This window comes from Amaricoccus sp. (genome assembly GCF_017995835.1).
Classification (GTDB): domain Bacteria; phylum Pseudomonadota; class Alphaproteobacteria; order Rhodobacterales; family Rhodobacteraceae; genus Amaricoccus.
In genome coordinates, this window is the sequence record NZ_JAGOID010000005.1 from 30,540 (window position 1) to 56,639 (window position 26,100).

Below are 26,100 nucleotides of genomic sequence, written 5' to 3' on the forward strand. Positions count from 1 at the left end.
CCACCACGCGGCCCGAAACGGTCGGCGCGGCAGGGCGCGAAACCAGTCCCGACGCCGCAGAGTCAGAAGGACGGTCAGCGGCCCCGCACCGGGGTCGTCCAGTCAACCAGCGGGGTCGAAAGCCTCGCGCCTCGAAGGGAAACCGACCTATGTCCTCGATCCTCACCAACTCCTCCTCGCTCGTCGCCCTGCAGACGCTGAAGTCGATCAACTCGAACCTCGGCAAGGTCCAGAACGAGATCTCGACCGGCCTGAAGATCGCGACCGCCAAGGACAACAGTTCGACCTGGGCCATCGCCGCGACGATGACCTCGGACGTCGGCGCCTACAAGAAGATGTCGGAGTCGCTGACCGCGGCCTCCGAGACCATCGGCGTCGCCCGCAACGCGGCGGAGCAGATGGTCGACACGCTGAAGCTCGTGCAGGCCAAGGTCGTCGAGGCCAAGAAGCCCGGCGCCGACCTCGCCAAGCTCCAGGCCGACGTCGACACCTACACCGCGACGATGCAGTCGATCGGCGCCTCGGCGCAGGTCAACGGCATCAACATGGTCGACAATACCACCACGCAGAACTTCACCGTCTCGCTGACCCGCGCCAGCGCCGGCAGCGTGGGCCTCGAGGTGCTCGCGGTGGACGGCGTCGACCTCGTGACCGACGCGGCGGCGGACGTGACGCTCGTCGCCGACGCCACCGACGAATCCGATCTCGATGCGGTGGAGACCCAGCTCCAGGCGGCCATCGACGCGGCGGCGGCCTTCGGCGCGGCGCAGGCGCGGATCGACGCGCAGAACAGCTTCCTCGGCAAGCAGATGGACGCGATCAAGAACGCCTCCGGCGCGATGATCGACGCCGACATGGAGGAGGCCTCGGCCCGGCTGACCGCGTTGCAGACGCAGCAGCAACTCGGCATCCAGTCGCTGTCGATCGCCAACCAGGCGCCGCAGAGCATCCTGTCGCTCTTCCGCTGATAGCGGTCCCGGCGGGGCGGGCCTGACGGCCCGCCCCGCCCTCCCTCGCTCCATCGCCCGATCCTCCCGGCCCCGCGCGGCCCGGGCCCCCACGAGGCTTGACGATGAACCTGAACGCCCATGCCCGCACCGGCTACGCCAGCGCCGCCGCTCCCGTAAGGTCCGAGCGCGACACGGAATACGCCGTCTTCGCCCGCGTCACCCATCGCATGAGCGCGGTGGACGAGACCGACCGGGCGGCCTTCCCTGCCCTCGCCGCGGCCGTCGCCGACAACCAGCGGCTGTGGGGCACCCTCGCCGAGGATCTTATGTCTCCCGGCAACGCGCTCCCCGCCGCGCTGCGCGGCCAGCTCGTCGGCCTCGCCGAGTTCGTCCGCAAGCACACGCTGCGCGTGCTCGCCGGCAAGGCCTCGGTCGCGCCGCTCGTCGACATCAACACCTCGATCATGCGGGGCCTGCGCGGCCAGGCGGAGGCCACGTCATGAGCGGCCTCGTCCTCAAGCTCGGACCGCACGAGCGCATCATGATCAACGGCGTCGTCATGCAGAACGGCGAGCGCCGGGCGCGCCTGAACATCCTGACGCCCGAGGCGAACGTCCTGCGGCTGCGCGATGCGATCCATCCCTCCGAGGCGAACACGCCGGTTCGTCGGGTAGCATACGTCGCCCAGCTCGTCCTCGCCGGAGAGGCCGATCCCGAGGAGGGGCGCCGCCAGGTGCTGCGCGGGATCGAACAGCTCTCCCAGGTCTTCACCGACCCGGAGAGCCGCGCCCACCTGACCGCCGCGACCGCAGCGACGTCGGAGGGCCGCTTCTACCAGGCGATGCGGGCGCTCCGAAACCTGATGCCGCGCGAGATGCGGTTGCTCGGCAGCACGCCGGACTGACCGGGAGCGCAGCGCCATGGCCTTCACGCCCCAGATCCCGCTCGCCGGCCTCGCCGGATGGCGCTTCCTCGAACGCACCGAGAGCGCGCAGAAGGCGGCCTTCGAGAAGGGGCCGGCGCTCCAGCGCGAGCTCGACTACTTCCGCGAGAACATCGGCAAGGCGACGACGGCCGAGGCTCTGGTCGCCGACCGGCGCCTGCTCAAGGTCGCGCTCGGCGCCTTCGGTCTCGGGGGCGAGATCGACAAGAAGGCCTTCGTGCGCAAGGTGCTCGAGGGCGGAACCGAGAACCCCGAGGCGCTGGCGAGCCGGCTGACCGCGCCCGGGTTCAAGAAGCTCGCCGGCGCTTTCGGCTTCGGCAATGCCACGGGCGCGCAGACGGCCGCGGCCGGCTTCGCCGACAGGATCGTCGAGGCCTACAAGACCCGCGCCTTCGAGGCCGCCGTGGGCGAGACTAACAACGACCTGCGGCTGGCGATGAACTTCCGCCGCGAGATCGCCGACCTGTCGGCAGGCGCCGACGGCGGCAGCTGGTACAGCGTGATCGGTTCCTCGCCGCTGCGCGAGGTGTTCGAGAAAGCCTATGGCCTGCCGTCGTCCTTCGGCAAGCTCGACGTCGACCGGCAACGCGAGATCCTGCGCGACAAGACCTCGGCGCTCTTCGGCACGTCGAACCTCTCGGCCTTCGCCGAGGCGGAGAACGTGGAAAAGGTCATCACCCGGTTTCTAGCTCGCGCGCAGATCGAGGCCGGGCCCTCCCTTACCGCGCCGGGGGCGGCGGCGCTGACGCTGCTGCAAAACGCGCGCGGCTCTTCGGGCCTGGTGAACCTGCTCTCGTCGCTGAGGTAATACCGGCGGGCTCCTGAAACGACTCGCGGACCTTTTTGAGCCTTAACACTTTTATCGTGTGTATTCAGGTAGTTATCCTACCTATCACGCGTGTTAGCCAGTGTTGCGCCGGGTGGCCTGGCAGACTCGCCGGTATAAAGGTGTCCTGGAACCCGGAAAGCCGCCCCCCGGCGAGGGGGCGGCCTCCGGGTGCGGGCGAGAGTTCGTCAGTCCGTGACGATCTTCTCTATCTGCATCTTCTGCGCCCCCTCATTGGACACGCTCTGCGTGACCAGATGGATGCGCATGAGCTGGTCGTCGGTCAGCGTGTCGACGTCGACCTCGGAGTTCATGCCGAGTTTGGCGATCTCGGCGCGGACGCCGTGCCGGATGTCGGTGATGCCATCGAGATCGCCCGTGGTGATGTCGCCCGGGGGGCCGGACGGGATCACGGCGCCACCTGTCGCGATGCGCTCATCGGCGTCGCGCAGGACGGCCTCGATCTGGGCCACCTTCTCGGACGGCGAGAGGGCGCCCGAGGTTAGGCCCTGGATGCGGGTCAGTTCTTCCAGCGTCAGGACGTCAACCATCGACGTGTCCATGTTCAGCTGCGCCATCGACGTCATGGCGCTGTCCTGGAGTTGCTTGAGAGCCAGGTCCTCGGCGGCGACGGGCGCCGCGAGGGCAAGCGAGATCATCGCCGCGGATGCGGCTGCGAGGTAGCGTTTCATCGGGATTGCCTCCGGAATTCGGGCAAGGCGGCTTTTCGCGCCTCGTGCAGGATAAACCCCGCAACCGGCGGTTGGTTCCCGAGCGCCCGTCAGCCGCCGAGCACGGCGCGCAGGCGCGCGAAGCTCGCCTCCGGTCCGTCCGGAGCGGTCTCGGCGAAGAAGGCGTCGAGGCCGGGCCAAAGCGCGATCGCTTCGTCGATCGCCCCGTCGGAACCGGCGGCATAGAGCCCGGTCTGGATCATCAGCGCCGCGTTCTCGTATGTGGTGAGCACCCGCCGCGCCCGGGCGAGGAGCGCGTTCTCCGCCTCGCTGGCCACGCCGGGCAGGCTGCGCGAGACCGACCGGCGCACGTCCACGGCCGGGAACCGGCCGCGCTCGGCGATGCCGCGGTCGAGAACGACGTGGCCGTCGAGGACGCCGCGGGTGATGTCGGCGACCGGCTCGTCCATGTCCGACCCGGCGACCAGCACGCTAAAGATCGCGGTGATGTCGCCCTTGCCCCATGGCCCGGGCCCGGCGCGTTCGCAGAGCGCCGCGATCATGTTGGCGGTCGAGGGCGGGTAGGCGCGCAGGCTCGGCGCCTCTCCCGCCGTCAGCGCGATCTCGCGATGCGCCTCGGCGAACCGGGTCAGGCTGTCGAGCATCAGCAGCACGTGGCGGCCCTGGTCGCGGAACACCTCCGCCGTCGCCATCGCCATCCAGGCGGCGCGGCGCTTGATCAGCGGGGCCTGGTCCGAGGTCGCCGCGATCACCACCGCGCGCGCCATGCCCTCGGGGCCGAGGGCGTGCTCGGTGAAGTCGCGAAGCTCGCGTCCGCGCTCGCCGATCAGCCCGAGCACGACGATGTCGGCCTCGATGCCGCGGGCGAGGCCGGCCAGCAGCATCGACTTGCCGACGCCGGAACCCGCGAAGATGCCGATCCGCTGCGCCCGCGCGATCGGCAGCATGGTGTCGAAGACGCGCTGGCCGCTGGCGAGCCGGGCCCCCAGCCCCTTGCGCGACGCCGCTGCCGGCGACGCGCGCCGCAGCGGCGCGGCGACCGGGCCGGGCTTGAGCGGCCGGCCGTCGAGCGGCGCGCCGAAGGCGTCGACGATGCGGCCCGTCCAGTCGGTCGAGGGATGCGCCTCGGCGGCGCCGAGCAGCGTCGCCGCGTCGCCCACCGCCGCGCCGTCGAGGGGCTGGTAGGTCATCGCCCGCGCCGTGTCGCCCGAGAGCGCCACGATCTCGCCGCCGAGGACACCGCCGCCCCTGGCGGCGATCGAGACCTGGTCGCCGATCCGCGCCTGATGGGTCAGCCCCGCGATCTCGAGCGACGCCTGGCCGATCGCGACGACGCGGCCGACGCGGACATGGTTGCGGATGCGGCCGATCTCCTGGCGAAGCGCGGAAAAGTCGTTGAGCATTTCGCAGTTCCTGCCGGCTTTCTCGATTACGCTTTCTCAACCAACGATCGTTAAGGCCGGGTTGCGAGACATCACGGGAGAAGCCCGAGCATGGACCACAACCTGACGCTCCTGCGGCTGGCGAGTTCGCTTGCCGCCCACGCCACCGCCCGGCAGGGTCTCGTCGCCGAGAACATCGCCAACGCCGACACCCCGGGCTACCGCACCCGCGACGTGGTCGACTTCGCCACGACGCTGGAGGAGGGCGCGGGCTTTGCGGCGAAGACGACGCGGGCGGGGCACATGGACCTCGTCGACGGTGACCCGCGGTTCGAGGCGCGCGAGGCGGCGGCCTTCGGGGCGGAGACGCCGAACGGCAACTCGGTGAGCCTCGAGGACCAGATGGTCCGCGGCGCCGAGGTGCGGCAGAGCCACGATCTGGCGCTCGGTGTCTATCGCAAGACGATGGACATCCTGCGCACCTCGATCGGCAAGGGCTGAGCGCCATGAACGACATCGCGAGAACGATGCAGGCCTCGGCGAGCGGGATGGCGGCGCAGGCGGCGCGGCTGCGGCTCTCGAGCGAGAACATCGCCAACGCCGACACGCCCGGCTACCACCGCAAGCTCGTCAGCTTCGAGGAGGTCATCGCCGGCGACACGCGGGCGGTGGCGACCGGGCCGGTGCGGCTCGACCGGACCGAGGTCCAGCGCATCCACGACCCGAACCACCCGCTCGCCGGCGACGACGGCTATCGCGAGGCGTCCAACGTCAACATGATGATCGAGATCGCCGACGCACGGGAGGCGAACCGCTCCTACGAGGCGAACCTGAAGATGTTCGAGCAGGCCCGGCAGATGGCGGGCTCGCTCATTGATCTGCTGCGGCGCTGACGGAGGGCGCGGGAATGGATATTCGATCGACGCTGGCGGCGCAGGTCTACGGAGCGGCGCAGGTCGCCGCCCGGCCGGAGCCGGTGGCCGCAAAGGGGCCGGGCGAGGCCTTCGCCGCCGCGGCCCAGGACTTCATGGCCACGATGCGGGCGAGCGAGGAGACGGTGAAGGCCGGGCTCGCCGGCCGCGCCGACCCGCAGGCGGTGGTCGAGGCGCTGGCCGCGACCGAGCTCGCCGTGCAGACCGCCGTCGCGGTCCGCGACAAGGTGGTGGAGGCCTACCAGGAGATCCTGCGGATGCCCGTCTGATCCCGTATCACAGTGGTACGCGGATCATGCAATTGTTTTTGCTAGGATATTCCGTGCCATCAGAGTTATCCACAGGGTCGCTCCGATGACCGAGGCCGCAGTCCTCGACATCCTGCGCCAGGCGCTGTGGGTGGCGCTGGTGGTCTCGACCCCGATCCTCGCCGTCGCGCTGGTCGTCGGCCTCGCCATCGGCCTCGTGCAGGCGCTGACCTCGGTTCAGGAGATGACCCTGACCTTCGTCCCCAAGCTCGGGGCGATCCTCGTGGTGTTCTGGATCACCATGAGCTTCTCGGGGCAGACGCTGGTGCGTTTCTATCAGGACCAGATCATCGCTATGGTGGGGACGAGGTAGGGCCATCCATGCCAACACCTTTTACGCTAGTTTAGTGGCGCCGTGAAAATCTTTCGTTGCATAGCCTCTTTGGGAGTAGTCCGTATATGGCCCTTCGTATCCAATCAAGTAGAATACTATTTGGTACATTAATGTAACTACAGAATGTATCTCGTCTATTTTATTTTGGAAACTAGCTGACGCTAGGTCCATGTCGCCGGCATCGACGGGGTGTACGCTGCTGTTGCGAAGCGTTCTCCAAGTTCTAACAAGTCTCTGCTCTGTGATACCCAATTTCACGAGCCAGTTAAGTCTGTCGGCGGGCCTCACTTTATCAAGTCCGCTGAGGCAACCTTGCACTCTATTGGCAAACCCTCTAAACTCTTCGTGGGAGCGAACTTCGCTCAGAACGTGCCTTTGGAGATCCTTGAGCCTCCGCCTTTCCGCCTCATCCTGCTCAATTTTAATGAGACTAGCCAATCCCTCTACAGCTACACTGAGGCCTATACTCCATGCGTCTAGGGAGTTTGCACTGGCCGCTTGCGCCATGTGTAAATGCGCTGATCACAAATGCCATAGCCCCGTCGTGGCGTTCTCCGTCACATAGGAAAAGTACTTTTCAAACATCTTCCAAGAATGGTCTTCCGAGCACTTCCCTGAGATCGGTGGCTGCAAACGCACCTCCTTCGATCTCAATGTAGTTGATTTGAGCCGGGTACCGGTCGCTTGAGCGATGACGCGGGGCAAGACGGGTTGCGCAAGCATGAAGCAAAGCGCCTCTTCGACCCGCATGGTAAGGTCGTCTGGAAGCGGTGAGTTCGACGACACGTTGACGGTAAAACCGTCCACTAGCTGCTCTATATGAAAGTCGTACCCGGATGTGGAAACCTGCATCTCTTGACCAGACATTGGAAGTCTAATTTTTTTTCAAAGAAATGAATCTTAGTTCTTGTAGAGCTATCGTGCATGTCAACGCACGTTATCGAAGATATCTCGCCATGGACGACAGAGTTTTTTTGGGAGATATTCAAGTTTATGTATGGAATTATGCGCTCTGATTTCCACTTGCTTCCATCCAGGCTAGTTCCAGTTAGAGTATAGTATGACTGCTCTGGGTAGATTTCGCCTTTCTTTATTCGCCAGTTGGCATTTAGCCTATCAAAGAACTCGATGTTGGTATGCGCTTCTATTGCATACAACTTGAATGAAATAGTATCCGAGTCTGATTGCTCTATATAGCCAGGACCTTTATATACTACCTTATCGTCACTGTCCTTATTCTGCTCTAGTGACATGCTGATGAAATCAATGTGGAGGCGCTTCTGTTTGAGGTCGCGCACTATATCGCTATCATGCATCGGATGCAGTCCTCTTGGTGGCTACCCTTCTCGAGTCCACGCCTTGGCCAAGTCCTCGACAGTCAGAGCACATAGGGAACGCGCACCGAGGGCGAGGCCGGGTCGAAGTCGCGGGTGTTTCGGGTGACGAGCAACAGGGAACGGGTCTCGGCCGAAGCCTGGATGATCGCGTCCGGGAGACGGATGCGCCGGCCCCGGCGGATCGTGACGGCGCGCTCGGCGATGGCCGCGTCGATCTCGACGAGGGCGAAGCGGGAGAGGAAGCGGCGGGTGGCGGGCTCGACCTCGGGGTGCGCGCCGACCAGCACCTCCATCCATGAGATGACGCTGATCGCGGGATCCTCGTAGCGGGCCAGTTCGTCACGCGCGGCGACGACGCCGGCGAGGTAGTCGATCAGGACGTTGGTGTCGAAGAGCGGCCTCACCATTCGCTGCGGGCCCGCTCCTGGTAGGCCAGCCCGTCCACGTCCCTTCCCCAGAGCCCGAAGGCCTCGTCGCCGTCGGCGAGGCCGTGACGATCGAGATAGGCGTCCACAGCCTCGCGAATGACCGCCGCCCGCGACCGCTCCTGCCGCTTCGCCAGTCGGTCGAGCGCCCGGACCTGAGTATCCACGAGATCCACCAGCGTGCGCATCGCCTGTCTACCTGATGTCTGTTATCGGCTATGTATATCATATTCGGCGTCACGTCCACCGGGTCGGACTGGCCCGGAGGCAGCCCCTCCCGCCCTTGACCGAATCTTTACCAACCCCCGCCAAGGCTCGCGGCGACGGGCGCCATCGGGCGCCGATCGCAGGATGCGAGGAGCGGCGATGGATCTTCCCGGCTATGTGGCGCTGACGCGGGCGTCGGGGCTGCTCAAGGAGATGCAGTCCGTCGCCAACAACATCGCCAACGTCTCCACCACCGGATACCGCCGCGAGGGCGTCGTCTTCGCCGAGATGGTGCAGGCGCTGCCCGCCGAGGGCGGGTCGGTCGCCATGACGGCGGCGCGGGGGCGCTTCACCGACGAGTTGCAGGGCGCGCTGGTCGAGACCGGCGGCACGCTCGACCTCGCCATCGAGGGAGAGGGGTTCTTCACCGTGATGACGCCCGCCGGCGAGCGGCTGACCCGCGCCGGGGCGTTCACCCGCAACGCCGACGGCGAGGTGGTCGATCCGGCGGGCAACCGGCTGCTCGACGAGGGCGGCGGGCCGATCGTGATCCCGTTCGAGGCCAGGCACGTCGGCGTCGCCTCGGACGGGACGCTGAGCGTCAACGGCGAACCCGCGGCGAAGATCGGGCTCGTCACCGTCGAGGACCGGACCAAACTGACGCGCGAGGGCGGCACGCTCTTCTCGGCCGACGGGGCCGTGCCGCTCTTCGACGGGCGGATCGTGCAGGGCTTCCTCGAACAGTCCAACGTCAACCCCGTCGCCGAGATGGCGCGGATGATCGAGGTGCAGCGCGCCTACGAATACGGCCAGAAGCTCTCCGACGGCGAGGACGAGCGCATCCGCCTCGTGGTGCGCACGCTCGGCGCCCGGCCCTGAAGGAGTAAGTCATGCGCGCGCTCAACATCGCGGCGACCGGGATGGCGGCCCAGCAGACCCGGGTCGAGGTCATCTCGCACAACCTCGCCAACATGAACACCACGGCCTACAGCGCCCGGCGGGCGGAGTTCGCCGACCTGCACTATCAGCAGGTGGACCGGCCCGGCACGATCAACTCCGCCGACGGCTCGGTGCTGCCCGCCGGCGTGCAGCTCGGGCTCGGGGTGCGCTCGACGGCGGTCGCGGTGCAGGTCGAGCAGGGGACGCTCGCCGAAACCGGCGGAGCGCTCGACATCGCGATCGAGGGCCAGGGCTACCTGGAGATCACCCTGCCCTCGGGCGAGCCGGCCTATACCCGCGACGGCGCGCTGAAGCGCAACGGCGAGGGGCTGATCGTGACCTCGGACGGGTTCGCGGTCGTGCCGGACATCACCATCCCCGAGGACGCGCGGCAGGTGACGATCAACGCCGACGGCGAGGTCTACGCCTATTTCGACGGCGAGGTGGAAGCGCAGCTCCTCGGGCAGTTTCAGCTCGCCACCTTCACCAACGAGAAGGGGCTCGAGGCGATGGGCTCGAACCTCTTTCGCGAGACCGAGGCCTCGGGCGCGCCGAACGTCGGCGGGGCCGGCGAGGACGGGCGCGGCACGTTCCGGCAGGGCTATCTGGAGAATTCCAGCGTCGACGCGGTGCGCGAGCTGACCGGGCTCATCGAGGCGCAGCGCGGCTACGAGCTCAACGCCAAGGTGATCACCGCGGCCGACCAGATGCTCGCCGCGACGACGCAGATCCGCTGATGCTGCGGCTCCTGGCCCTCGCGCTGGTCCTCGGCGCGCCCGCGCAGGCGGGGAGCGTGGCGCCGGTGCGCGCGATCCGGGCGCAGACGGTGATCGCCGCCGCGGACCTGACGCTCCTCGACGAGGACACCCCGGGCGCGATCGCCAGCATCGACGAGGCGGCCGGGCTCGAGGCGAAGGTGACGCTCTATACCGGGCGGCCGATCCTGCCGAGCCAGCTCGGACCGCCGGCGCTTGTGGAGCGCAACCAGCTGGTGCGGATGACCTATCTGCGCGGCCCCCTCGCCATCGAGGCGGAGGGCCGCGCGCTCGACCGGGGCGGACCGGGCGAGCGGGTGCGCGTTATGAACCTCGCCTCGAAGCAGATCGTGACCGGGGCGGTCGCCGAGAACGGCAGCGTGGAGGTCGGACGATGAAGGCGTGGATCGCGGGACTGGGCGGCCTCGCCCTGCTGGCCGCCTGCGGCGGCGACAACCCGATCGGGCAGCCCCCGCCGATGACGACGATCGGCTCGGCGGTTCCCGGCGCCCCGGCGATCATGACCGCCGAGCGCGCCGCGATCGCGGTGCCGCCGCCGCAGGCGGCGCGGCACTCCTACCAGCAGGCCTCGCTCTGGGGCACGGGGCAGGACAACCTGCTCGGCGACCGGCGGGCGCGGAACCTCGGCGATCTCCTGACGATCGTGATCGAGATCGACGACGAGGCCGAGATGAAGAACTCGACGCAGCGCAATCGCCGGGGCTCCGAGGGTCTGGAGATCGGCGAAGTGTTCGGGATCTCGGGCACCAAGCTGATGCCGCGCGAACTCGGCGGGCTGACCGGCACCCTCGAGGTCGGCGGCGAGTCGAGCTTCCGCGGCAACGGCAACGTGAAGCGGAACGAGAAGCTGACGCTGAGGATCGCCGCGACGGTGATCGACGTGCTGCCGAACGGGCATCTGGTGGTGCAGGGCGATCAGGAGGTGCGGGTGAACAACGAGCTGCGCGATCTGCAGATCGTGGGCATCGTCCAGCCCGAGGACATCAGCCGCTACAACGTGATCTCCTACGACCGGATTGCCGGCGCGCGCATCTCGTATGGCGGCCGCGGCACCGTCTCCACGGCGCAGCAGCCGCGCTGGGGACAGCAGGCGGTCGACAAGGTGCTGCCGTTCTGAGGGTGGGGCGATGAAGCTGATGCCGGTCGTACTCGCGCTCCTCGGCCTCGCCGCCGGGGTCGGGGCGGGTCTGGTGCTGAAGCCCGCGCCCGAGGCGGTGGCCGCGGCGCCGGAGTGCCACGAGGGCGAGGATTGCCCCGCCCCCGACCCGCTGGCGGCCCCGGAGCCGCATGCGGCGGCCAAGCACGCGGACGAGGCGAAGCATGCGGAAGCGAGCGTCGTCGCGGTCGAGAAGCCCTTCGTCGTGCCGATCTTCAAGGGCGAGAAGGTGACGGCGATGGTCGTCGCCTCGGTGGCGGTCGAAGTGCAGGCGGCGCACGAAACCGCGGTCGAGGAGGTGACGCCGCGGCTGCGCGACGCGCTCCTCGCCGCGATGTTCCGCCACGCCAACACCGGCGGCTTCGACGGCGCTTTCACCACCGGGCGCAAGATGGAGGACCTGCGCGCCGCGCTGCTCGCCGCTGCGCGCCAGGTCTTCGGCGAAACGCCGGTCAGCGACGTGTTGATCACGGAGATCGCCCGGCAGGACGTCTGAACCCGGTCGGGAAGGAGCTTCGGCAGTGCGTCGGGCCACGGCGCCGCCGGCCCCGCGAGCATGTCCGCCCTTGTTCGAAGGAAAAAGCGGCGCATACTCGCCACAGGGCGAAGTCGCGCGCTCGAAATGCGCCGGGCCCGCAAACCAAAGGGGGGAGAAGGACATGAGCTTCGGGAACATCCTCGGGCAGATGCTCCAGCAGGGGCTTGGCGGCCAGGCGGGCGGGCGGTTGCAGCAGAGCCTGGGCGGGCTCGGCGGCGCAGGCTCGGGCGGCGGCGGCCCGCTCGACGGCATCCTCGCGCAGGTGCAGGGCGCGCTCGCCGGGGCGCAGCGGCCCGGCGGGATCGGCGACCGCGCCCGCGACTTCATGACCAAGGACCAGGTCGGCGGGATGAGCGGCGGGCAGATCGGCGGGATCGGCGCGCTCGCGGGCGCCATCCTCGGCGGCGGCGTCGGCGGCGCGGCGCGCGGCGGGATGCTCGCCATCCTTGGCACGATGGCGCTGAGCGCGCTGAAGAACGCCAATGCGGCGAAGGCGGCCGGCGGCGCCGCTGCCGGGCGGGGCGACGTGATCGACCTCGATCCGAACGACGTGCAGGCGGTCGCCAATCCCGACGTGGAGAAGCTCCTCGTACGGGCGATGATCGCGGCGGCGAAGGCCGACGGCAGCATTGACCAGGCCGAGATGGAGAAGATCATCGGCAAGATCGGCGAGGGCGGCGTCACCGACGCGGAGAAGGCCTTCGTGATGAGCGAGCTCTCGACGCCGGTCGACGTGGCCGCCCTCGCCCGCGAGGCGACCTCGCCGGCGGTGGCGGCGCAGGTCTACGCCGCCTCGCTCGTCTCGGTCTCGGTCGATTCCGACGCCGAGCGGGCGCATCTGCGCGCGCTGGCCCAGGCGCTCGGGCTCGACGCCGCGACCGTGGCGCAGCTCCACCAGATGACCGGCCAGCCGGCGGTCTGAGGGCGGAGGGCGGGCGGCGCATGGCTCCGCTCGCCCATCGGCCGGAGACGGCCCATGCCGGTCTCGGGGCCGCCTTCTACGACGAGGTCGCGCCGGCGGCGTTCCCGCGGACCGAACTGCGGTTCCGCAACGACCGCTGGGCGGCGCGGGTCGGGCTCGACGGGCACGACGACGCGGGCTGGATCGCGCATTTCGGCCGCTTCGAACCGCTGCCCGGGGGATACGATCCGCCGCTGGCGCTGCGCTACCACGGGCACCAGTTCCGGGTCTACAACCCCGAACTCGGCGACGGGCGGGGGTTCCTGTTCGCGCAGCTGCGCGATCTCGTCGACGCGCGGCTGCTCGACCTCGGCACCAAGGGCTCGGGCAAGACGCCGTGGTCGCGCACGGCGGACGGACGGCTGACGCTGAAGGGCGGCGTGCGCGAGATCCTCGCCACCGAGATGCTCGAGGCGCTCGGGGTCTACACCTCCAAGACCTTCTCGCTGGTCGAGACCGGCGAGGCGCTGACCCGCGGCGACGAGCCCTCGCCGACGCGGTCCTCGGTCCTCGTGCGGCTCAGCCACAGCCATGTGCGGATCGGCACCTTCCAGCGGCTCGCGGCGCTCGGGCAATGGGACGAGATGCGCCGGCTCGTCGCGCACTGCCTGGAGTTCTACTGGCCGGGCGCGGAAGGCCCGGACCCGGCAGCGGCGCTCTACGACGCGGTGGTCGGGGCCTGCGCCCGGCTCGGGGCGGAGTGGTTCGCGGCGGGATTCGTCCATGGCGTGCTCAACACCGACAACATCAACGTCACCGGCGAGAGCTTCGACTACGGGCCGTGGCGCTTCCTCGATCGCTTCGACCCGGCCTTCACCGCCGCCTATTTCGACCAGACCGGGCTCTACTGCTTCGCGCGCCAGCCGGAGGCGCTGAACTGGAACCTCGCGCGGCTCGGGGAATGCCTGATCCCGATCTCGGCGCGGCCGGCGATCGAACCGGCGTTCGAGAGCTTTGCGGCCCGGTTCCAGGCCGCAATGACCGCGCAGACCTTCGGCCGGCTCGGGCTCGCGCCCGATCCGGTCGCCGACCAGCCGCTGATGCACCGCTTCTGGCAGGCGATGCAGGAGACCGCGCCGCCGTTCCAGCAGGCGTTCCACGACCTCCTCGGCGGCGGCGAGCCGGCGCGGCTGCGGGCGAGCCCGATCCGCGCGACGTTCGAGACCGCCGCATGGGCGGAGGTGATCGAGGACCTGCGCCGCCTGCCGCCCGCGCCCGGCCTCGCCGCGGCGCTGGCGCACCCGCGCGGCGAGACCCCGCCCGAGACCCTGACCATCGAGGAAGTCGAGGCTCTGTGGGAGGCGATCGCCCGCGACGACGACTGGAGCCCGCTGGCGGCGAAGATCGCATCCATCCGCGACGCCGGCGCGTTCAACGCCGCGCTCGGCCTCCTGCGCGGCCCGCTGGCCCGGCCGGGGCACGTGCCTATCGGGGCGTGAGCCCCGGCCGAGCGGGGCAGAGACGGGGCTGAGTTGGGGCCTCCGCTTGCAATCCGTCGGGCGTGTGGTAGGGCTCGCCGCCGCACCGGAGGGAGCCCATGAACGACGTCGCCGATCTGCGCGCGAAACACCTCGCCGCCATCGCCGCGGCAGGGGACGAGGCCGCGCTGGAAGAGGTCCGCCTCGCCGCGATCGGCAAGAAGGGCGAGGTGGCGCTGGCGTTGCGCGGGCTCGGGGCCATGAGCCCGGAGGAGCGCCAGGTCGCCGGACCGGCGCTCAATGCGCTTCGCGACGAGATCGTCTCGGCGCTCGCCGCGGCCAGGGCCGCGCTCTCCGACGCCGCGCTCTCGGCCCGCCTCGCCGCCGAATGGCTCGACGTCAGCCTGCCGCCGCGCCCCGCGGCGCAGGGGACGATCCACCCGGTCAGCCAGGTGATGGACGAGATGGCGGCGATCTTCGCCGACCTCGGCTTCGCCGTCGCCGAGGGCCCGCAGGTCGAGGACGACTGGCACAACTTCGACGCGCTCAACATCGCGCCGGAGCACCCGGCGCGGCAGGAGCACGACACCTTCTACATGGCGCGCGCCGGCGGCGACAACCGCCCGCCCCACGTGCTGCGCACCCATACCTCGCCGGTGCAGATCCGCGCCATGCAGGCCGGCGGCGTGCCGATCCGCGTCATCGCCCCGGGCCGGGTCTACCGCGCCGACTACGACCAGACCCACACGCCGATGTTCCACCAGCTCGAGGGCCTCGCCATCGACCGGGACGTCACCATGGCCAACCTCAAGTGGGTGCTCGAGGAGTTCTGCCGCGCGATGTTCGAGGTCGACGGCGTCGAGCTCAAGTTCCGCGCCTCGCACTTCCCCTTCACCGAGCCCTCGGCCGAGGTCGACATCCGCTGTTCGTGGAAGGATGGCCAGCTCAGGATCGGCGAGGGCGACGACTGGCTGGAGATCCTTGGCTCCGGCATGGTCCACCCCAAGGTGCTGGCATCGGCCGGCGTCGATCCGGACGTCTGGCAGGGCTTCGCCTTCGGCCTCGGCGTCGACCGCATCGCCATGCTGAAATACGGCATCCCCGACCTGCGCGCCTTCTTCGACAGCGACCTGCGCTGGCTCCGCCACTACGGCTTCGCCGCGCTGGACGTGCCGACGTTGCAGGCGGGCATCAGCCGGTAGCGGCGCCGCAACGCGGCCCGGGCGAGGAGGAAGGCGCATGCGCAACGGCGGCGAACTGCTGGTGGAGAGCCTGATCGCGCTCGGGGCGACCCGGGCCTTCGGCATCCCCGGCGAGAGCTATCTGCCCGTCCTCGACGCGCTCCACGACGCGCGGGGCCGGCTCGACTTCGTGCTCTGCCGGCAGGAGGGTGGCGCGGCCTTCATGGCGGCCGCCTGGGGCAAGCTGACCGGCCAGCCGGGCATCTGCCTCGTCACGCGCGGCCCCGGCGTCACCAACGCCTCGATCGGCGTCCACACGGCCATGCAGGACAGCGCGCCGATGCTGCTGCTGGTAGGCCAGGTCGGGACGGACATGCGCGGGCGCGAGGCCTTTCAGGAGATCGACTATCGCGCCGTGTTCGGGACAATGGCGAAATGGGCGGTCGAGATCGACGACGTCGCGCGCCTGCCGGAGATTCTGTCCCGCGCCTGGACCACCGCCACGACCGGACGGCCGGGGCCCGTGGTCATCGCGCTTCCCGAGGACATGCTCGCCGCCACGACGGACGCGCCGCCGCTCGCCGGCCCCGCGCGCATCGCCGAGGCCGCGCCCGACGCCGCGGCGGTCGACGAGACCCTCGCCCTCCTCGCCGCCGCCGAGCGGCCCGTGATCCTGCTCGCCGGCACGAACTGGAGCGAGGCCGGCGCCGATGCGCTGCGCGCCTTCGCCGAGGCGTCCGACATCCCGGTCGTCGCGGGCTTCCGCTATCAGGACCAGTTCGACAACCACTCGCCGGTCTGGTGCGGCGAGGCGGGCGTCGGGATGCCGCCGCATGTCGCGGCGCTGATCCGCGAGGCGGACGTGATCCTCGCCGTCAACGTCCGCTTCGGCGAGATGATCACCGACGGCTACACGCTGCTGAACGTGCCGGTCCCGCGCCAGACCCTAGTCCACGTCCACCCTTCCGACCGCGAGATCGGCAAGGTCTACCAGCCCCGGCTCGGGATCCACGCCGGCCCGAACGCCTTCGCCCGCGCGCTGCGCCCGGTCCGCGGCGGCTGGGCCGACTGGCGCGCCCGCGGCCGGGCGGCCTGGGAGGCGAGCATCGTGGCGCCGCCCCAGCCCTCGCCCGTCGACATGGGCGCGGTGACGGCGCATCTGCGCGACGTCCTTCCCGCCGACGCGATCCTGACCAACGGCGCCGGCAATTTCGCCGTCTGGCCGAACAAGTTCTTCCCCTTCGGCCGCGGCAACCGCCTGCTCGCGCCGCAGTCGGGCGCCATGGGCTACGGCCTGCCGGCGGCCATCGCCGCGCGGATCGCCTGTCCCGGCCGCGTGGTGGTCTGCTTCGCCGGCGACGGGGACTTCCAGATGACCTGCCAGGAACTGGCGACGGCGATGCAGGCCGGCGCGCAGCCGATCGTCCTCGTCCTCGACAACGGCATCTACGGAACGATCCGCGCCCACCAGGAGCGCCGCTATCCGGGGCGCGTCTCCGGCACCACGATGCAGAACCCCGACTTCGCCGCACTCGCCCGCGCCTACGGCTTCCACGGGGAACGGGTGGCGCGGACCGAGGACTTCCCCGCCGCCTTCGCCCGCGCCCGCGCCTCGCGGACCGGCGCCGTCCTCGCCCTAGACATCTCGCCCGAAGCCCTGACCCCGCGCCAGACTCTCACCGGCATGCGCGAGGCCGCCCTCGCCGCCCGCGGCGCCTGATACTGGCGGGCTCATGAAACGACTCGCGGGCCTTTTTTGACCTCCAACACTTTTATCGTGTGTATTCAGATAGATACCCTGCTATCACGCGTGTTAGCCCGTGTTGCGACGGGTGGCTTGGCAGACTCGCCGGTATGAGTCACCCTTCCCGGTCGTCCGCAGCAATCCCGGGACGATCCCGCCTAAAGGGCCAGCCCGTCGATGGCCGCGACCAGCGCCGCGCTGATCTCCGGCTCCGACAGCGCGTGCCCGGACGTCGGCGCCATTTCCAGCTGCGACCCGGGCCAGGCCTCGTGCAGTGCCATCGCGGTATGCGGCGGACAGATCATGTCGTAGCGTCCCTGCACGATGCGCCCCGGTATGCCGGCGATCCGGCCCATGTCGCGCATGACCTGGCCATCCTCCTCGAGGAAGCCGCCGTTGCTGAAATAGTGATTCTCCAGCCGGGCGAACGCGAGCGAATAGGCTGAGGGCGGATGCCCCCGCCCCTCGCCCGGGTCGAGCACCGCCAGCGCGCTTTCCCATCCCGCCCAGGCCCGGGCGAAACGCGCCTGCTCGCCGGGATCGTCCCCGAACAGCCGCCGGTGATAGGCCCCGATCAGGTCGCCCCGCTCCGCCTCCGGGACCATGCCCTCGAAGGCGCGCCACTGCGCCGGCCAGAACCGCCCGGCGCCGCCGGCATAGAACCAGTCCAGCTCCGCCCGGGTCATGGTGAAGACCCCGCGCAGCACCAGCGCCTCGACCCGCTCCGGGTGGGCCTGCGCATAGAGCAGCGCGAGACAGGCGCCCCAGGATCCGCCGAACACCGCCCAGCGCTCGATCCCGAGATCGACCCGGATCCGCTCGATATCTGCGACGAGATCCCAGGTCGTGTTGTTCTCGACGCACGCAAGCGGGCTCGACCGCCCGCAGCCGCGCTGGTCGAACAGGACCGAGCGATACCGCTTCGGGTCGAAGAACCGCCGCATCCCCGGCGAGCAGCCGCCCCCCGGCCCGCCATGCAGCACCACGACCGGCGCGCCGTCGGGCCGGCCGCATTGCTCGACATAGACCCGGTGGCCGCCCGGCATGTCGAGCAGCTGCTGGCGGAACGGCTCGATCGGCGGATAGAGAGCGCTCCGCGGGCCGGACCCGACCTGACCGAGGTTTTCCTTCATCTGCGCGCCGGGTAGAACATCGGGGCAGAGCATCGCAGGTTGGACAGATGAGCGCAACGCGAACCGCCGACAGCGTCGACCCCGCCGAGGTCGCCAAGTTCGAGGCGATGGCCGCCGAATGGTGGGATCCGAACGGCAAGTTCAAGCCGCTGCACATGCTCCAGCCCTGCCGGCTCGACTACGTGATCGCCCAGATCGCCGCCGAGTTCGCCCGCGACCCGAAGGTCGATCGCCCGTTCGCCGGCCTGCGCCTGCTCGACATCGGCTGCGGGGGGGGACTCCTGTGCGAGCCGATGGCCCGCCTCGGGGCCGAGGTCGTCGGCGCCGACGCCGCCGCGCGCAACATTCCCGTGGCCCGCGTCCACGCCGAACAGTCCGGCCTCGCGATCGACTACCGCCACACGACCGCCGAGGCGCTGGCCGAGGCGGGCGAGAGCTTCGACGTGGTGCTCAACATGGAGGTGGTCGAGCACGTCGCCGACCCGCCCGCCTACCTCGCCGCCTGCGCCGCCCTGCTCCGTCCCGGCGGGCTGATGATCTGCTCCACCCTCAACCGCAATCCGAAATCCTGGCTGATGGCGATCGTCGGGGCCGAGCACGTCATGCGCTGGCTGCCGAAGGGCACCCACGACTGGCGGAAGTTCATCACCCCCGACGAGCTTTTCACCCTGCTCCGCGGCGCCGGCCTCGACCCGGTCGACCGCAAGGGCTTCGTCTTCGACCCGCTCGGCTGGTCCTGGCGCATCTCCGACCGCGACCTCTCGGTCAACTACGTCACCGCCAGCGTCCGGCCCGCCGGATGACGCTGGCGGGACGCATAGCTCTGGTGGCTGGCGCCACCCGCGGCGCGGGCCGCGGCATCGCAGTCGAGCTGGGGGCAGCCGGCGCGACGGTCTACGTCACCGGTCGCACGACGCGGGAGCGGCAGTCCGAATACCGCCGGCCCGAGACGATCGAGGAGACGGCGGAACTCGTATCGGCCGCGGGCGGCAAGGGCGTGGCGGTCCGCGTCGACCATCTCGTCCCCGAGGAGGTGCGCGGGCTCGTCGAACGCATCCGGGCCGAGCAAGGCCGCCTCGATATCCTCGTCAACGACATCTGGGGCGGCGAGAAGCTGTTCGAATGGGACAAGCCGGTCTGGGACCATGATCTCGACAACGGCCTGCGACTTCTTCGCCTCGGCATCGACACGCATCTGATCACGGCGCATTTCGCGCTCCCGCTGCTGATCGAACGGCCGGGCGGCCTGCTGGTCGAGGTGACGGACGGCACGGCCGAATACAACGCCGACCACTACCGGGTGTCGCCGTTCTACGACCTCGCCAAGGTGGCGGCGAACCGCATGGCCTGGGCGCACGCAAAGGACCTGGAAAAGCACGGCGCAACCGCCGTCTGCATCACGCCGGGCTGGATGCGCTCCGAGATGATGCTGGATCACTACGGCGTGACGGAGGAAAACTGGCGCAACGCGACGAAGACGGAGCCGCATTTCGTGATCTCCGAGACCCCGCGCCTTGTCGGCCGCGCGGTGGCCGCGCTCGCCGCAGACCCGGATCGCGCTCGCTGGAACGGACAGTCGCTTTCCAGCGGCGGACTCGCGCAGGTCTATGGTTTCACCGACCTCGACGGCTCCCGCCCCGACGCCTGGCGCTATATCTCGGAGGTGCAGGATGCAGGCAAGCCGGCCGACGCCACCGGCTACCGCTAGAGCAATTCTGGAGCGTCGGTCGCGACGCATTGCCGCAGCGGCTGGCCGAAGGCCCCGCAGAGGCTCGCCGCGTCGCGCCCTCGACATTGTCGCCGCCACCACCGATGCAGGGCGCGATGGACACGCATGTCGAGATCGACTTCGGCCCCGGGGACCGGCCGGCGCGCTTCGCCGCGCCCGCCGGTCGCATCACCGCCCGGGACGTGGCCGAGGCGCCCGAGGCCCTCGCGGCGCTCGATGCGGCGCTGGCGGCGGGGCATTGGGTCGCCGGGTACGCGAGCTACGAGGCCGGCTACGCGCTCGAGCCCCGGCTTGCCCCGCTGATGCCGGCGGGGCGGCGCCTGCCGCTCGTCGACTTCGGCGTCTTCCCCCGCGGCCCCGGGCCTGCGGTTCCGGTCACGCCCGGCGGGGCGCTCGGCGCGCTCCGGCCGCGGTGGAGCCGGGCGGAGTATGCCACGGCGTTCGCGCGGGCGGCCGACTACGTCCGCGCCGGCGACATCTACCAGATGAACCTGACCCTGCCGCTCGACGGGCAGTGGAGCGGCGACCCGGCCGCGATCGCGGCGACGCTTGCGCGGCGCCAGCCGGTCGGCTTCGGCGCGGTCGTGGCGCTCGGGGACACGGCGCTGGTGTCGCGCTCGCCGGAACTGTTCTTCGCGCTCGACGGCGCGGGCGGAATCGCGGCGCGCCCGATGAAGGGCACCGCTCCGCGGGATCCCGACCCGGCGCGCGACGCGGACCTCGCTGCGGCGCTGCGGCGCGACGCGAAGAACCGGGCCGAGAACCTGATGATCGTCGACCTCCTGCGCAACGACATCGGCCGGATCGCCGAGATCGGCTCGGTCGCGGTCCCGGCGCTCTTCGAGGTCGAGACCTACGCGACGGTGCACCAGATGGTCTCGCGGGTCGCCGGCCGCCTGCGCCCCGGCGTCGGGCTCGCCCGCGCCTTCGGCGCGCTCTTTCCCTGCGGATCGGTCACCGGAGCGCCGAAGGTCCGGGCGATGGAGATAATCCGCGAACTCGAGCCGTGGCCGCGCGACGCCTATTGCGGCGCGATCGGCTGGGCCGCGCCCGACGGCCGCGCCGCCTTCAACGTGGCGATCCGCACGCTGACGCTCTTTCCCGACGGCGCGGCGGTGCTGAACGTGGGCGGCGGCATCGTCGCCGATTCGACGGCCGAGGCCGAGTACGAGGAGGCGCTGTGGAAAGCCCGTTTCGCCCTGCCGTTCCCGATGGGCTGCTCCTGATCGAGACCTTCGCCCGGCGCGACGGCGGCTTCGTCCGCCTCGACCGCCACCTCGCCCGGCTGGAACGGACGGCGCGGGCGCTCGCCTTCGGCTTCGACCGCGCCGCCATCAAGGCCAAGCTCGCCACCGTCGCCGACGACCCCGCGCGGGTGCGCCTCACCCTCGACCGGGAAGGCGCCGCCACGGTGTCGGCCGGGCCGCTCGGCCCGTCGCCCGCGACGTGGCGGGTCGCGATCCACCCGGAGCGGCTCGACCCCGGCGACCCGTGGCTCCGCGTCAAGACCACGGCGCGGGCGCGCTACGACCGGGCGCGGGCGGAACTGCCCGAGGGGATCGACGAGTGGCTCTTCCTCAACACCCGCGGCGAGCTCTGCGAAGGCGCCATCACCAACCTGTTCCTCCGTCGCGACGGCGCGCTGCTGACCCCGCCCGTCGCGGCGGGGCTGCTGCCGGGCGTGCTGCGCGAGGCCCTGCTCGCCGAAGGCGCGCGCGAGGCGGTCCTGCGCCCCGAAGATCTGGCGCGGGGCGAACTCCTCGTCGGCAACTCGCTGCGGGGGCTCGCGCCGGCGCGGCTGGCAGGCTGAACCCTCATACCGGCGAGTCTGCCAAGCCACCCATCGTAACACGCTAACACGCGTGTTTCCCTGGTAACACACTGAACTCATACGATAAAAGAGTTAACGGTCAAGGGCGCCGCGAGTCGTCTCATGAGGCCGCTTGCCTCAACTCCTCGGCTTGACGTTCTCCGGATCGTAGAGCGGCCTGTAGCCGATGGCCGCGACCTCGACCGGATAGGTCTCGCCGAAATACTGGACCGCGAGCCTGCGCCCCTCCTGGCAGTACGCCCACGGCAGGTAGGCGAGGGCGATGTTCCTGCCGACGCTCGGCCCGTAGGCGATCGAGGTGGTGAAGGACCGCCGCCCGAGTTCGTCGACCAGCGTCTCGCCGGTGTCCGGGTCCATCACCGGCAGGACGCCGACCGGGTAGCGCGCCACGCCGCTGGCGTCGACGTTGTCCGTCATCACCAGCGTGCAGAGCATCGCCGGCTGGTGTTCGCGCGCCCGGTGCTCGAGGTGCTTCGCCTTGCCGCGGAACTCCGCCTCCTTGACCTTGGGCCGCGCGAGGTCGGCCTCCAGCAGGTTGTACTCGGTCAGCAGGTCGGCGTTCTGGAGCCGCAGGCTCTTCTCCAGCCGCCGGGAGTTGGCGTAGGTCTCGACGCCGACCGCGATCACGCCGGCGGCGCGCAGCGCGTCCCAGACCGCGAGGCCGTCCTCGTAGGCCATGTGCAGCTCCCAGCCCTGCTCGCCGACATAGGAGATGCGGAAGGCGAGGACGTCGCGGCCGGCGATGCGGACCGGGCGGAGCGCGGCGAAGGGGAAGTTCTCCTTCGAGAGCGCGTCCGGGTTCTCGACGACTCTCGCGAGGTTCGCCCGCGCATTCGGCCCCCAGATGCCGATCGTCACGTATTTCTCGGCGACGTCGGTGATCGTCACGTCGAGGCCGCGGTCCTGCGCCACGCGGCGCATGTAGTGGAAATCGCGGGGGCCGGCGTCGGCGCCGTTCACCATGCGGATGCGGTCGGCCATGCGGAACAGGGTGAAGTCGGCCCGCACCATGCCTTCGTCGTCGAGGAAATGGGTGTAGATGCCCTTGCCGATATTGGCGTCGCCCCCGACCTTCGCGGCGCAGAGCCATTCCATCAGCGCGACATGGTCCGGCCCCTCGACGTCGGTGATGTGGAAGTGCGACAGGTTGATGAGGCCGCAATCCTCGCTCATGGCGAGCTGTTCGGCGTTGGAGACCCGCCAGAAGTGGCGGTTGTCCCACTCGTTCGCGCGCACCGGCACGCGGTCGCCGTATTTCTCCAGCAGGTGCTCGTTGGCGGCGTAGCCGTGGGCGCGCTCCCAGCCGCCGAGCTCCATGAAATAGCCGCCGAGCTCCTTCTCGCGCGCCCAGAACGGCGAGCGGCGGATGCCACGGCCGCCGGCGAAGGGCTCGCGCGGGTGGACGGGCGGGTTGTAGACCTTGCGCGCCGTCTCGGTGCAGCGGGCCGCGATGAAGTCCTCGGTCAGCGCGAAGGGGTTGAAGCGGGCGTAGTCGATGCGGGCGTGGTCGATGGCTGTGCGGCCGTCGGTCATCCAGTCGGCGACGAGCTTGCCCATGCCGGGAGCGTCCTTCACCCAGATGCCGACGGCGTACCACAGGCCGCGCACCTTCTGGCTCTCGCCGATCGACGGGCCGCCGTCGGTCGTCACCTGCAACAGGCCGTTGAACGAATGGCCCTCGTTGTAGCCGAGTTCGCCGAGGATCGGCGTCAGCTCCATCGCCCGCTCGAGCGGCTCCAGCACCTGCTCCATGTCGAGGTCGCGTTGCGAAGGCGACAGCCGCGCCTGCTCCTTCTCGACCAGCTCGCGCGGATGCACCAGCCGCGGGGTCTCCTCCTCGTAGTAGCCCCATTCGATCTGCCCGCCCTCGGCGGTCCTGGGGTCGCCGGTGTCGCGCATGTAGGCGGAATTGCCCTGGTCGCGCAGGAGCGGGAAGCCGATCTCCTTCCCCGTCCCGGCGAAGGCGTCGTACGGCCCGAAGAACGTCAACGGGTGGTCGATCGGCATGACCGGCAAATCCTCGCCCGCCATCCCGGCGATCAGCCGCCCCCAGAGCCCGGCGCAGACCACGACGTGATCCGCCATGATCGTCCCGCGGCTGGTGACGACGCCCCTTATCCGGCCGCCCTCGATGACGAGCGACGTCGCCGGCGTGTTGGCGAAGGCCCGGAGCTTGCCCGCCGCCTCGGCCAGGTCGACGAGCTTGCCGGCGACGGTCTGCGAGCGCGGGATGACGAGGCCGGCGTCGGGATCCCAGAGCCCGCCCTGCACGAGGCCCTCCTCGATCAGCGGAAACCGCTGCTTGATCTCCGCCGGCTCCATCAGGCGGGCGCGGGTGCCGAATGCCTTGCCGCTGTCGACCTTGCGCCGGATCTCGTCCATCCGCTCGTCGTCGCCGACGCGGGCGACCTCAATGCCGCCGATCCGGGCGTAGTGGCCCATCCTCTCGTAGAAATCGACCGAGTAGAGCGTCGTCCAGCAACTCAGGAAGTCGTGGCTGGTGGCGTAGCAGAAGTCCGAGGCGTGGGCGGTCGAGCCGATGTCGGTCGGGATAGCCGACTTGTCGATGCCGACGATGTCGTCCCAGCCGCGCTCGATCAGGTGGTGGGCGACCGAGGCGCCGACGATGCCGCCGAGCCCCACGATGACCACCCTCGCCTTGCCGGGAAACGCTGACATTCGGCTTCAATCCTTCTCGATCCGGGCGGCGAGGCAGGTTCTACGTCGCGCGCAGGCGGCGGCATGCCCGCGAGCGACGCTCCGGCCCCCGGCGGAGACATAGCCGCGCCACGATCCTGCCGCCACCGCTTCGGACCCTCCGCGCAATCCCGCGCCGCCGCGTGGTCGGGCTTCACCCGAGCAGCGGGCTGCGTCGCGCGGTGAAGGGCTGCGCCCGGTCATAGGCATGGCCGAGGCGGAGCACGGCGAGGTCGGCGCGGGGCGGGCCGATCAGTTGCAGCCCGATCGGCAACCCCCCGGGGCCGAACCCGGCCGGCACGGCCAGCGCCGGCGCCCCGGCCATGCTGGCGAGGATCATCCCCTCCATCCAGCGCAGATAGCTGTCCATCTCCCGCCCGGCGATCGCCTTCGGCCAGTCGAGCCCGACCTCGAAGGGGAAAAGCTGCGCCGAAGGCAGCGCGAGGAAGTCGAACCGGGCGTGGAGCCGCAGGATCTCGCCGAGCCAGGCCGTGCGGATCGCCGAGGCGCGGAACACCGCCGGCCCGCCCAGCGCGCGGCCGCGCTCGATCTCCCACACCGCCTCCGGCTTCAGCTTGCCCCGGCTCGCCGGGTCGTCCCAATGCGCCGCGAGCGCGCCCGAGACGAGGAAGGACCGGAGCGTCGTCCAGGCCCCGAAAAGTTCGTCGAAGTCGAAATCCGGCGCGACGGGCTCCACCGCGACGCCGAGCCCCTCGAACAGCCCCAGCGCCGCCTCGCAGGTCTCGATCACCCCCGGCTCCATCGCCAGATGCCCGCCGAGATCGCCGAGCCAGCCGATCCGGAGCCCCGCCGTCGCGCCGTCGAGCGGCCCGGCGAACTCCGACCCGTCGCCGTCGAGCGACAGCGGCGAGCGCGGGTCGTGCCCGGCCAGCGTCGCGAACAGGGCCGCGAGGTCGGCGACGTTCCGCCCCATCGGCCCCTCGACGCTGAGCTGCTGGTAGTAAAGCTCCGGCCCCGGTCCCGCCGGAACCCGCCCCCGCGAGGGCCGGAAGCCGTAGACGCCGTTCCACCCGGCGGGGTTCCGGAGCGAGCCCATCATGTCGCTGCCGTCGGCCACCGGCAGCATTCCCAGCGCCAGCGCCACCCCCGCGCCGCCACTGCTCCCCCCGGCGCTGCGGGTCTGGTCGAAGGCGTTCAGCGTCCTACCGTAGACGGGGTTGTAGGTGTGCGAGCCCAACCCGAACTCCGGCACGTTGGTCTTGCCGATCAGGATCGCCCCGGCCCCGCGCAGCCGCTCGACGAGGATCGAATCCGCCGCCGCCCGCTTGCCGGCGAGGATCGGCGAGCCCATGGCGGTGGCGATGTCCACGGTCCCGGTCAGGTCCTTCGGCGCTTGCGGCAGCCCGTGCAGCCAGCCCCGCCACCGCCCGGCCGCCAGTTCCGCATCCGCCGTCGCCGCCTCCGCCATCACCGCCTCGCGCGGCTTCATCGCGACGATGGCGTTCACCACGGGGTTCAGCCGCTCGATCCGGTCGAGGAAGGCCGCCATCGCCTCGGCGCAGGAGACCTCGCGGGCACGGATGGCGCGGGAAAGCTCCAGCGCGGTCCGGTCGGCGATCCCGCCGCAGGGAACAGGCGTGTCCATGGCGCCGATCCATGCACGCGCCGGCGTCGCGGGCAAGCCCCGCCCGTTGCACAGG

Annotated in this window: 28 protein-coding genes; 21 read left to right on the plus strand and 7 right to left on the minus strand. The window is 70.1% G+C overall.

The genetic code is table 11. The features are described 5' to 3' along the window. The first annotated feature begins 149 nt into the window (after positions 1–149). The 4 genes from KBA23_RS01670 to KBA23_RS01685 all read left to right on the plus strand — a co-directional run bounded on the left by KBA23_RS01670 (position 150) and on the right by KBA23_RS01685 (position 2,701). Positions 150–968 carry a flagellin gene (locus tag KBA23_RS01670; protein ID WP_290735988.1) on the plus strand — a complete coding sequence of 273 codons (819 nt, stop codon included), beginning with the start codon at positions 150–152 and terminating at the stop codon, positions 966–968. 104 nt (positions 969–1,072) lie between these two features. Then, complete coding sequence (flaF, locus tag KBA23_RS01675; protein ID WP_290735991.1) at positions 1,073–1,453, plus strand: flagellar biosynthesis regulator FlaF; 381 nt, start codon at positions 1,073–1,075, stop codon at positions 1,451–1,453. Beyond that, positions 1,450–1,854, plus strand: coding sequence for a flagellar biosynthesis repressor FlbT (flbT, locus tag KBA23_RS01680; protein WP_290735994.1), 405 nt, complete (start codon positions 1,450–1,452; stop codon positions 1,852–1,854). The genes flaF and flbT overlap by 4 nt, the downstream gene beginning before the upstream one ends. Before the next feature lie 16 nt (positions 1,855–1,870). Beyond that, a complete protein-coding gene (locus KBA23_RS01685) occupies positions 1,871–2,701 on the plus strand; it encodes a DUF1217 domain-containing protein (RefSeq protein ID WP_290735997.1) in 831 nt (276 codons plus the stop codon). 206 nt (positions 2,702–2,907) lie between these two features. Here the strand turns inward: KBA23_RS01685 and KBA23_RS01690 are convergent, their stop codons facing one another. After that, positions 2,908–3,411: a hypothetical protein gene (locus tag KBA23_RS01690; protein WP_290735999.1), complete on the minus strand. Its 504-nt coding sequence runs from the start codon at positions 3,409–3,411 to the stop codon at positions 2,908–2,910. Positions 3,412–3,500: 89 nt separating this feature from the next. Then, positions 3,501–4,814, minus strand: coding sequence for a FliI/YscN family ATPase (locus tag KBA23_RS01695; RefSeq protein WP_290736002.1), 1,314 nt, complete (start codon positions 4,812–4,814; stop codon positions 3,501–3,503). 90 nt (positions 4,815–4,904) lie between these two features. Here KBA23_RS01695 and KBA23_RS01700 point away from each other — a divergent pair, with 90 nt between their 5' ends. The 4 genes from KBA23_RS01700 (at position 4,905) to KBA23_RS01715 (ending at position 6,346) form a co-directional block, all read left to right on the plus strand. After that, complete coding sequence (locus KBA23_RS01700) at positions 4,905–5,294, plus strand: FlgB family protein (RefSeq protein ID WP_290736005.1); 390 nt, start codon at positions 4,905–4,907, stop codon at positions 5,292–5,294. 5 nt (positions 5,295–5,299) lie between these two features. Next, a complete protein-coding gene (gene flgC, locus KBA23_RS01705) occupies positions 5,300–5,686 on the plus strand; it encodes a flagellar basal body rod protein FlgC (protein ID WP_290736008.1) in 387 nt (128 codons plus the stop codon). A 14-nt stretch (positions 5,687–5,700) separates the two neighbouring features. Next, the gene (gene fliE, locus KBA23_RS01710) at positions 5,701–5,994 is read left to right on the plus strand and encodes a flagellar hook-basal body complex protein FliE (protein WP_290736011.1); all 294 of its coding nucleotides are present in this window, start codon (positions 5,701–5,703) and stop codon (positions 5,992–5,994) included. A gap of 85 nt (positions 5,995–6,079) precedes the next feature. Then, the gene (locus KBA23_RS01715; RefSeq protein WP_290736014.1) at positions 6,080–6,346 is read left to right on the plus strand and encodes a flagellar biosynthetic protein FliQ; all 267 of its coding nucleotides are present in this window, start codon (positions 6,080–6,082) and stop codon (positions 6,344–6,346) included. A gap of 1,399 nt (positions 6,347–7,745) precedes the next feature. Here the strand turns inward: KBA23_RS01715 and KBA23_RS01720 are convergent. Both KBA23_RS01720 and KBA23_RS01725 read right to left on the minus strand, forming a co-directional pair. Next, a complete protein-coding gene (locus tag KBA23_RS01720) occupies positions 7,746–8,111 on the minus strand; it encodes a type II toxin-antitoxin system VapC family toxin (RefSeq protein WP_290736017.1) in 366 nt (121 codons plus the stop codon). Next, on the minus strand, positions 8,105–8,317 hold the full coding sequence (locus KBA23_RS01725) for a ribbon-helix-helix protein, CopG family (protein WP_290736021.1): 213 nt from the start codon (positions 8,315–8,317) through the stop codon (positions 8,105–8,107). Before KBA23_RS01725 ends, KBA23_RS01720 begins: the two co-directional genes overlap by 7 nt. Positions 8,318–8,495: 178 nt before the next feature. On the opposite strand from KBA23_RS01725, the gene KBA23_RS01730 reads away from it, so the two are divergent. From KBA23_RS01730 to KBA23_RS01770, 9 genes are all read left to right on the plus strand, one after another. Next, positions 8,496–9,215 carry a flagellar hook-basal body complex protein gene (locus tag KBA23_RS01730; protein WP_290736024.1) on the plus strand — a complete coding sequence of 240 codons (720 nt, stop codon included), beginning with the start codon at positions 8,496–8,498 and terminating at the stop codon, positions 9,213–9,215. A gap of 11 nt (positions 9,216–9,226) precedes the next feature. Next, complete coding sequence (flgG, locus tag KBA23_RS01735; protein ID WP_290736027.1) at positions 9,227–10,012, plus strand: flagellar basal-body rod protein FlgG; 786 nt, start codon at positions 9,227–9,229, stop codon at positions 10,010–10,012. Further along, complete coding sequence (gene flgA / locus KBA23_RS01740) at positions 10,012–10,428, plus strand: flagellar basal body P-ring formation chaperone FlgA (protein WP_366935287.1); 417 nt, start codon at positions 10,012–10,014, stop codon at positions 10,426–10,428. Before flgG ends, flgA begins: the two co-directional genes overlap by 1 nt. Beyond that, positions 10,425–11,168 (plus strand): flagellar basal body L-ring protein FlgH, encoded by a 744-nt coding sequence (gene flgH, locus KBA23_RS01745; protein WP_290736030.1) that lies wholly within the window; start codon positions 10,425–10,427, stop codon positions 11,166–11,168. Before flgA ends, flgH begins: the two co-directional genes overlap by 4 nt. A gap of 10 nt (positions 11,169–11,178) precedes the next feature. After that, a complete protein-coding gene (locus KBA23_RS01750) occupies positions 11,179–11,703 on the plus strand; it encodes a flagellar basal body-associated FliL family protein (RefSeq protein ID WP_290736032.1) in 525 nt (174 codons plus the stop codon). 163 nt (positions 11,704–11,866) lie between these two features. Next, the gene (locus tag KBA23_RS01755) at positions 11,867–12,667 is read left to right on the plus strand and encodes a tellurite resistance TerB family protein (RefSeq protein WP_290736035.1); all 801 of its coding nucleotides are present in this window, start codon (positions 11,867–11,869) and stop codon (positions 12,665–12,667) included. Positions 12,668–12,687: 20 nt separating this feature from the next. Then, a complete protein-coding gene (locus KBA23_RS01760) occupies positions 12,688–14,145 on the plus strand; it encodes a protein adenylyltransferase SelO family protein (RefSeq protein WP_290736037.1) in 1,458 nt (485 codons plus the stop codon). Positions 14,146–14,243: 98 nt separating this feature from the next. Further along, a complete protein-coding gene (gene pheS, locus KBA23_RS01765) occupies positions 14,244–15,326 on the plus strand; it encodes a phenylalanine--tRNA ligase subunit alpha (RefSeq protein ID WP_290736039.1) in 1,083 nt (360 codons plus the stop codon). A gap of 37 nt (positions 15,327–15,363) precedes the next feature. Then, positions 15,364–17,025, plus strand: a complete 1,662-nt coding sequence (locus KBA23_RS01770) for a thiamine pyrophosphate-dependent enzyme (protein ID WP_290736041.1) — start codon at positions 15,364–15,366, stop codon at positions 17,023–17,025. 182 nt (positions 17,026–17,207) lie between these two features. Here KBA23_RS01770 and pip read toward each other — a convergent pair whose 3' ends face one another. Then, a complete protein-coding gene (gene pip / locus KBA23_RS01775; protein ID WP_290736044.1) occupies positions 17,208–18,182 on the minus strand; it encodes a prolyl aminopeptidase in 975 nt (324 codons plus the stop codon). A 47-nt stretch (positions 18,183–18,229) separates the two neighbouring features. On the opposite strand from pip, the gene ubiG reads away from it, so the two are divergent. From ubiG to KBA23_RS01795, 4 genes are all read left to right on the plus strand, one after another. Beyond that, positions 18,230–18,985 carry a bifunctional 2-polyprenyl-6-hydroxyphenol methylase/3-demethylubiquinol 3-O-methyltransferase UbiG gene (gene ubiG / locus KBA23_RS01780; RefSeq protein WP_290736047.1) on the plus strand — a complete coding sequence of 252 codons (756 nt, stop codon included), beginning with the start codon at positions 18,230–18,232 and terminating at the stop codon, positions 18,983–18,985. A gap of 23 nt (positions 18,986–19,008) precedes the next feature. Next, the gene (locus KBA23_RS01785; protein WP_290736050.1) at positions 19,009–19,890 is read left to right on the plus strand and encodes an SDR family oxidoreductase; all 882 of its coding nucleotides are present in this window, start codon (positions 19,009–19,011) and stop codon (positions 19,888–19,890) included. A 116-nt stretch (positions 19,891–20,006) separates the two neighbouring features. Beyond that, positions 20,007–21,137 carry an aminodeoxychorismate synthase component I gene (locus KBA23_RS01790; RefSeq protein ID WP_290736053.1) on the plus strand — a complete coding sequence of 377 codons (1,131 nt, stop codon included), beginning with the start codon at positions 20,007–20,009 and terminating at the stop codon, positions 21,135–21,137. Further along, positions 21,092–21,721 (plus strand): aminotransferase class IV, encoded by a 630-nt coding sequence (locus tag KBA23_RS01795; protein WP_290736056.1) that lies wholly within the window; start codon positions 21,092–21,094, stop codon positions 21,719–21,721. The genes KBA23_RS01790 and KBA23_RS01795 overlap by 46 nt, the downstream gene beginning before the upstream one ends. A gap of 138 nt (positions 21,722–21,859) precedes the next feature. On the opposite strand, the gene KBA23_RS01800 is transcribed toward KBA23_RS01795, so the two are convergent. Continuing rightward, positions 21,860–24,421: an FAD-dependent oxidoreductase gene (locus KBA23_RS01800; RefSeq protein ID WP_290736059.1), complete on the minus strand. Its 2,562-nt coding sequence runs from the start codon at positions 24,419–24,421 to the stop codon at positions 21,860–21,862. Between the two features lie 172 nt (positions 24,422–24,593). After that, positions 24,594–26,045, minus strand: a complete 1,452-nt coding sequence (locus tag KBA23_RS01805; protein WP_290736062.1) for an amidase — start codon at positions 26,043–26,045, stop codon at positions 24,594–24,596. Between the last annotated feature and the right edge of the window lie 55 nt (positions 26,046–26,100).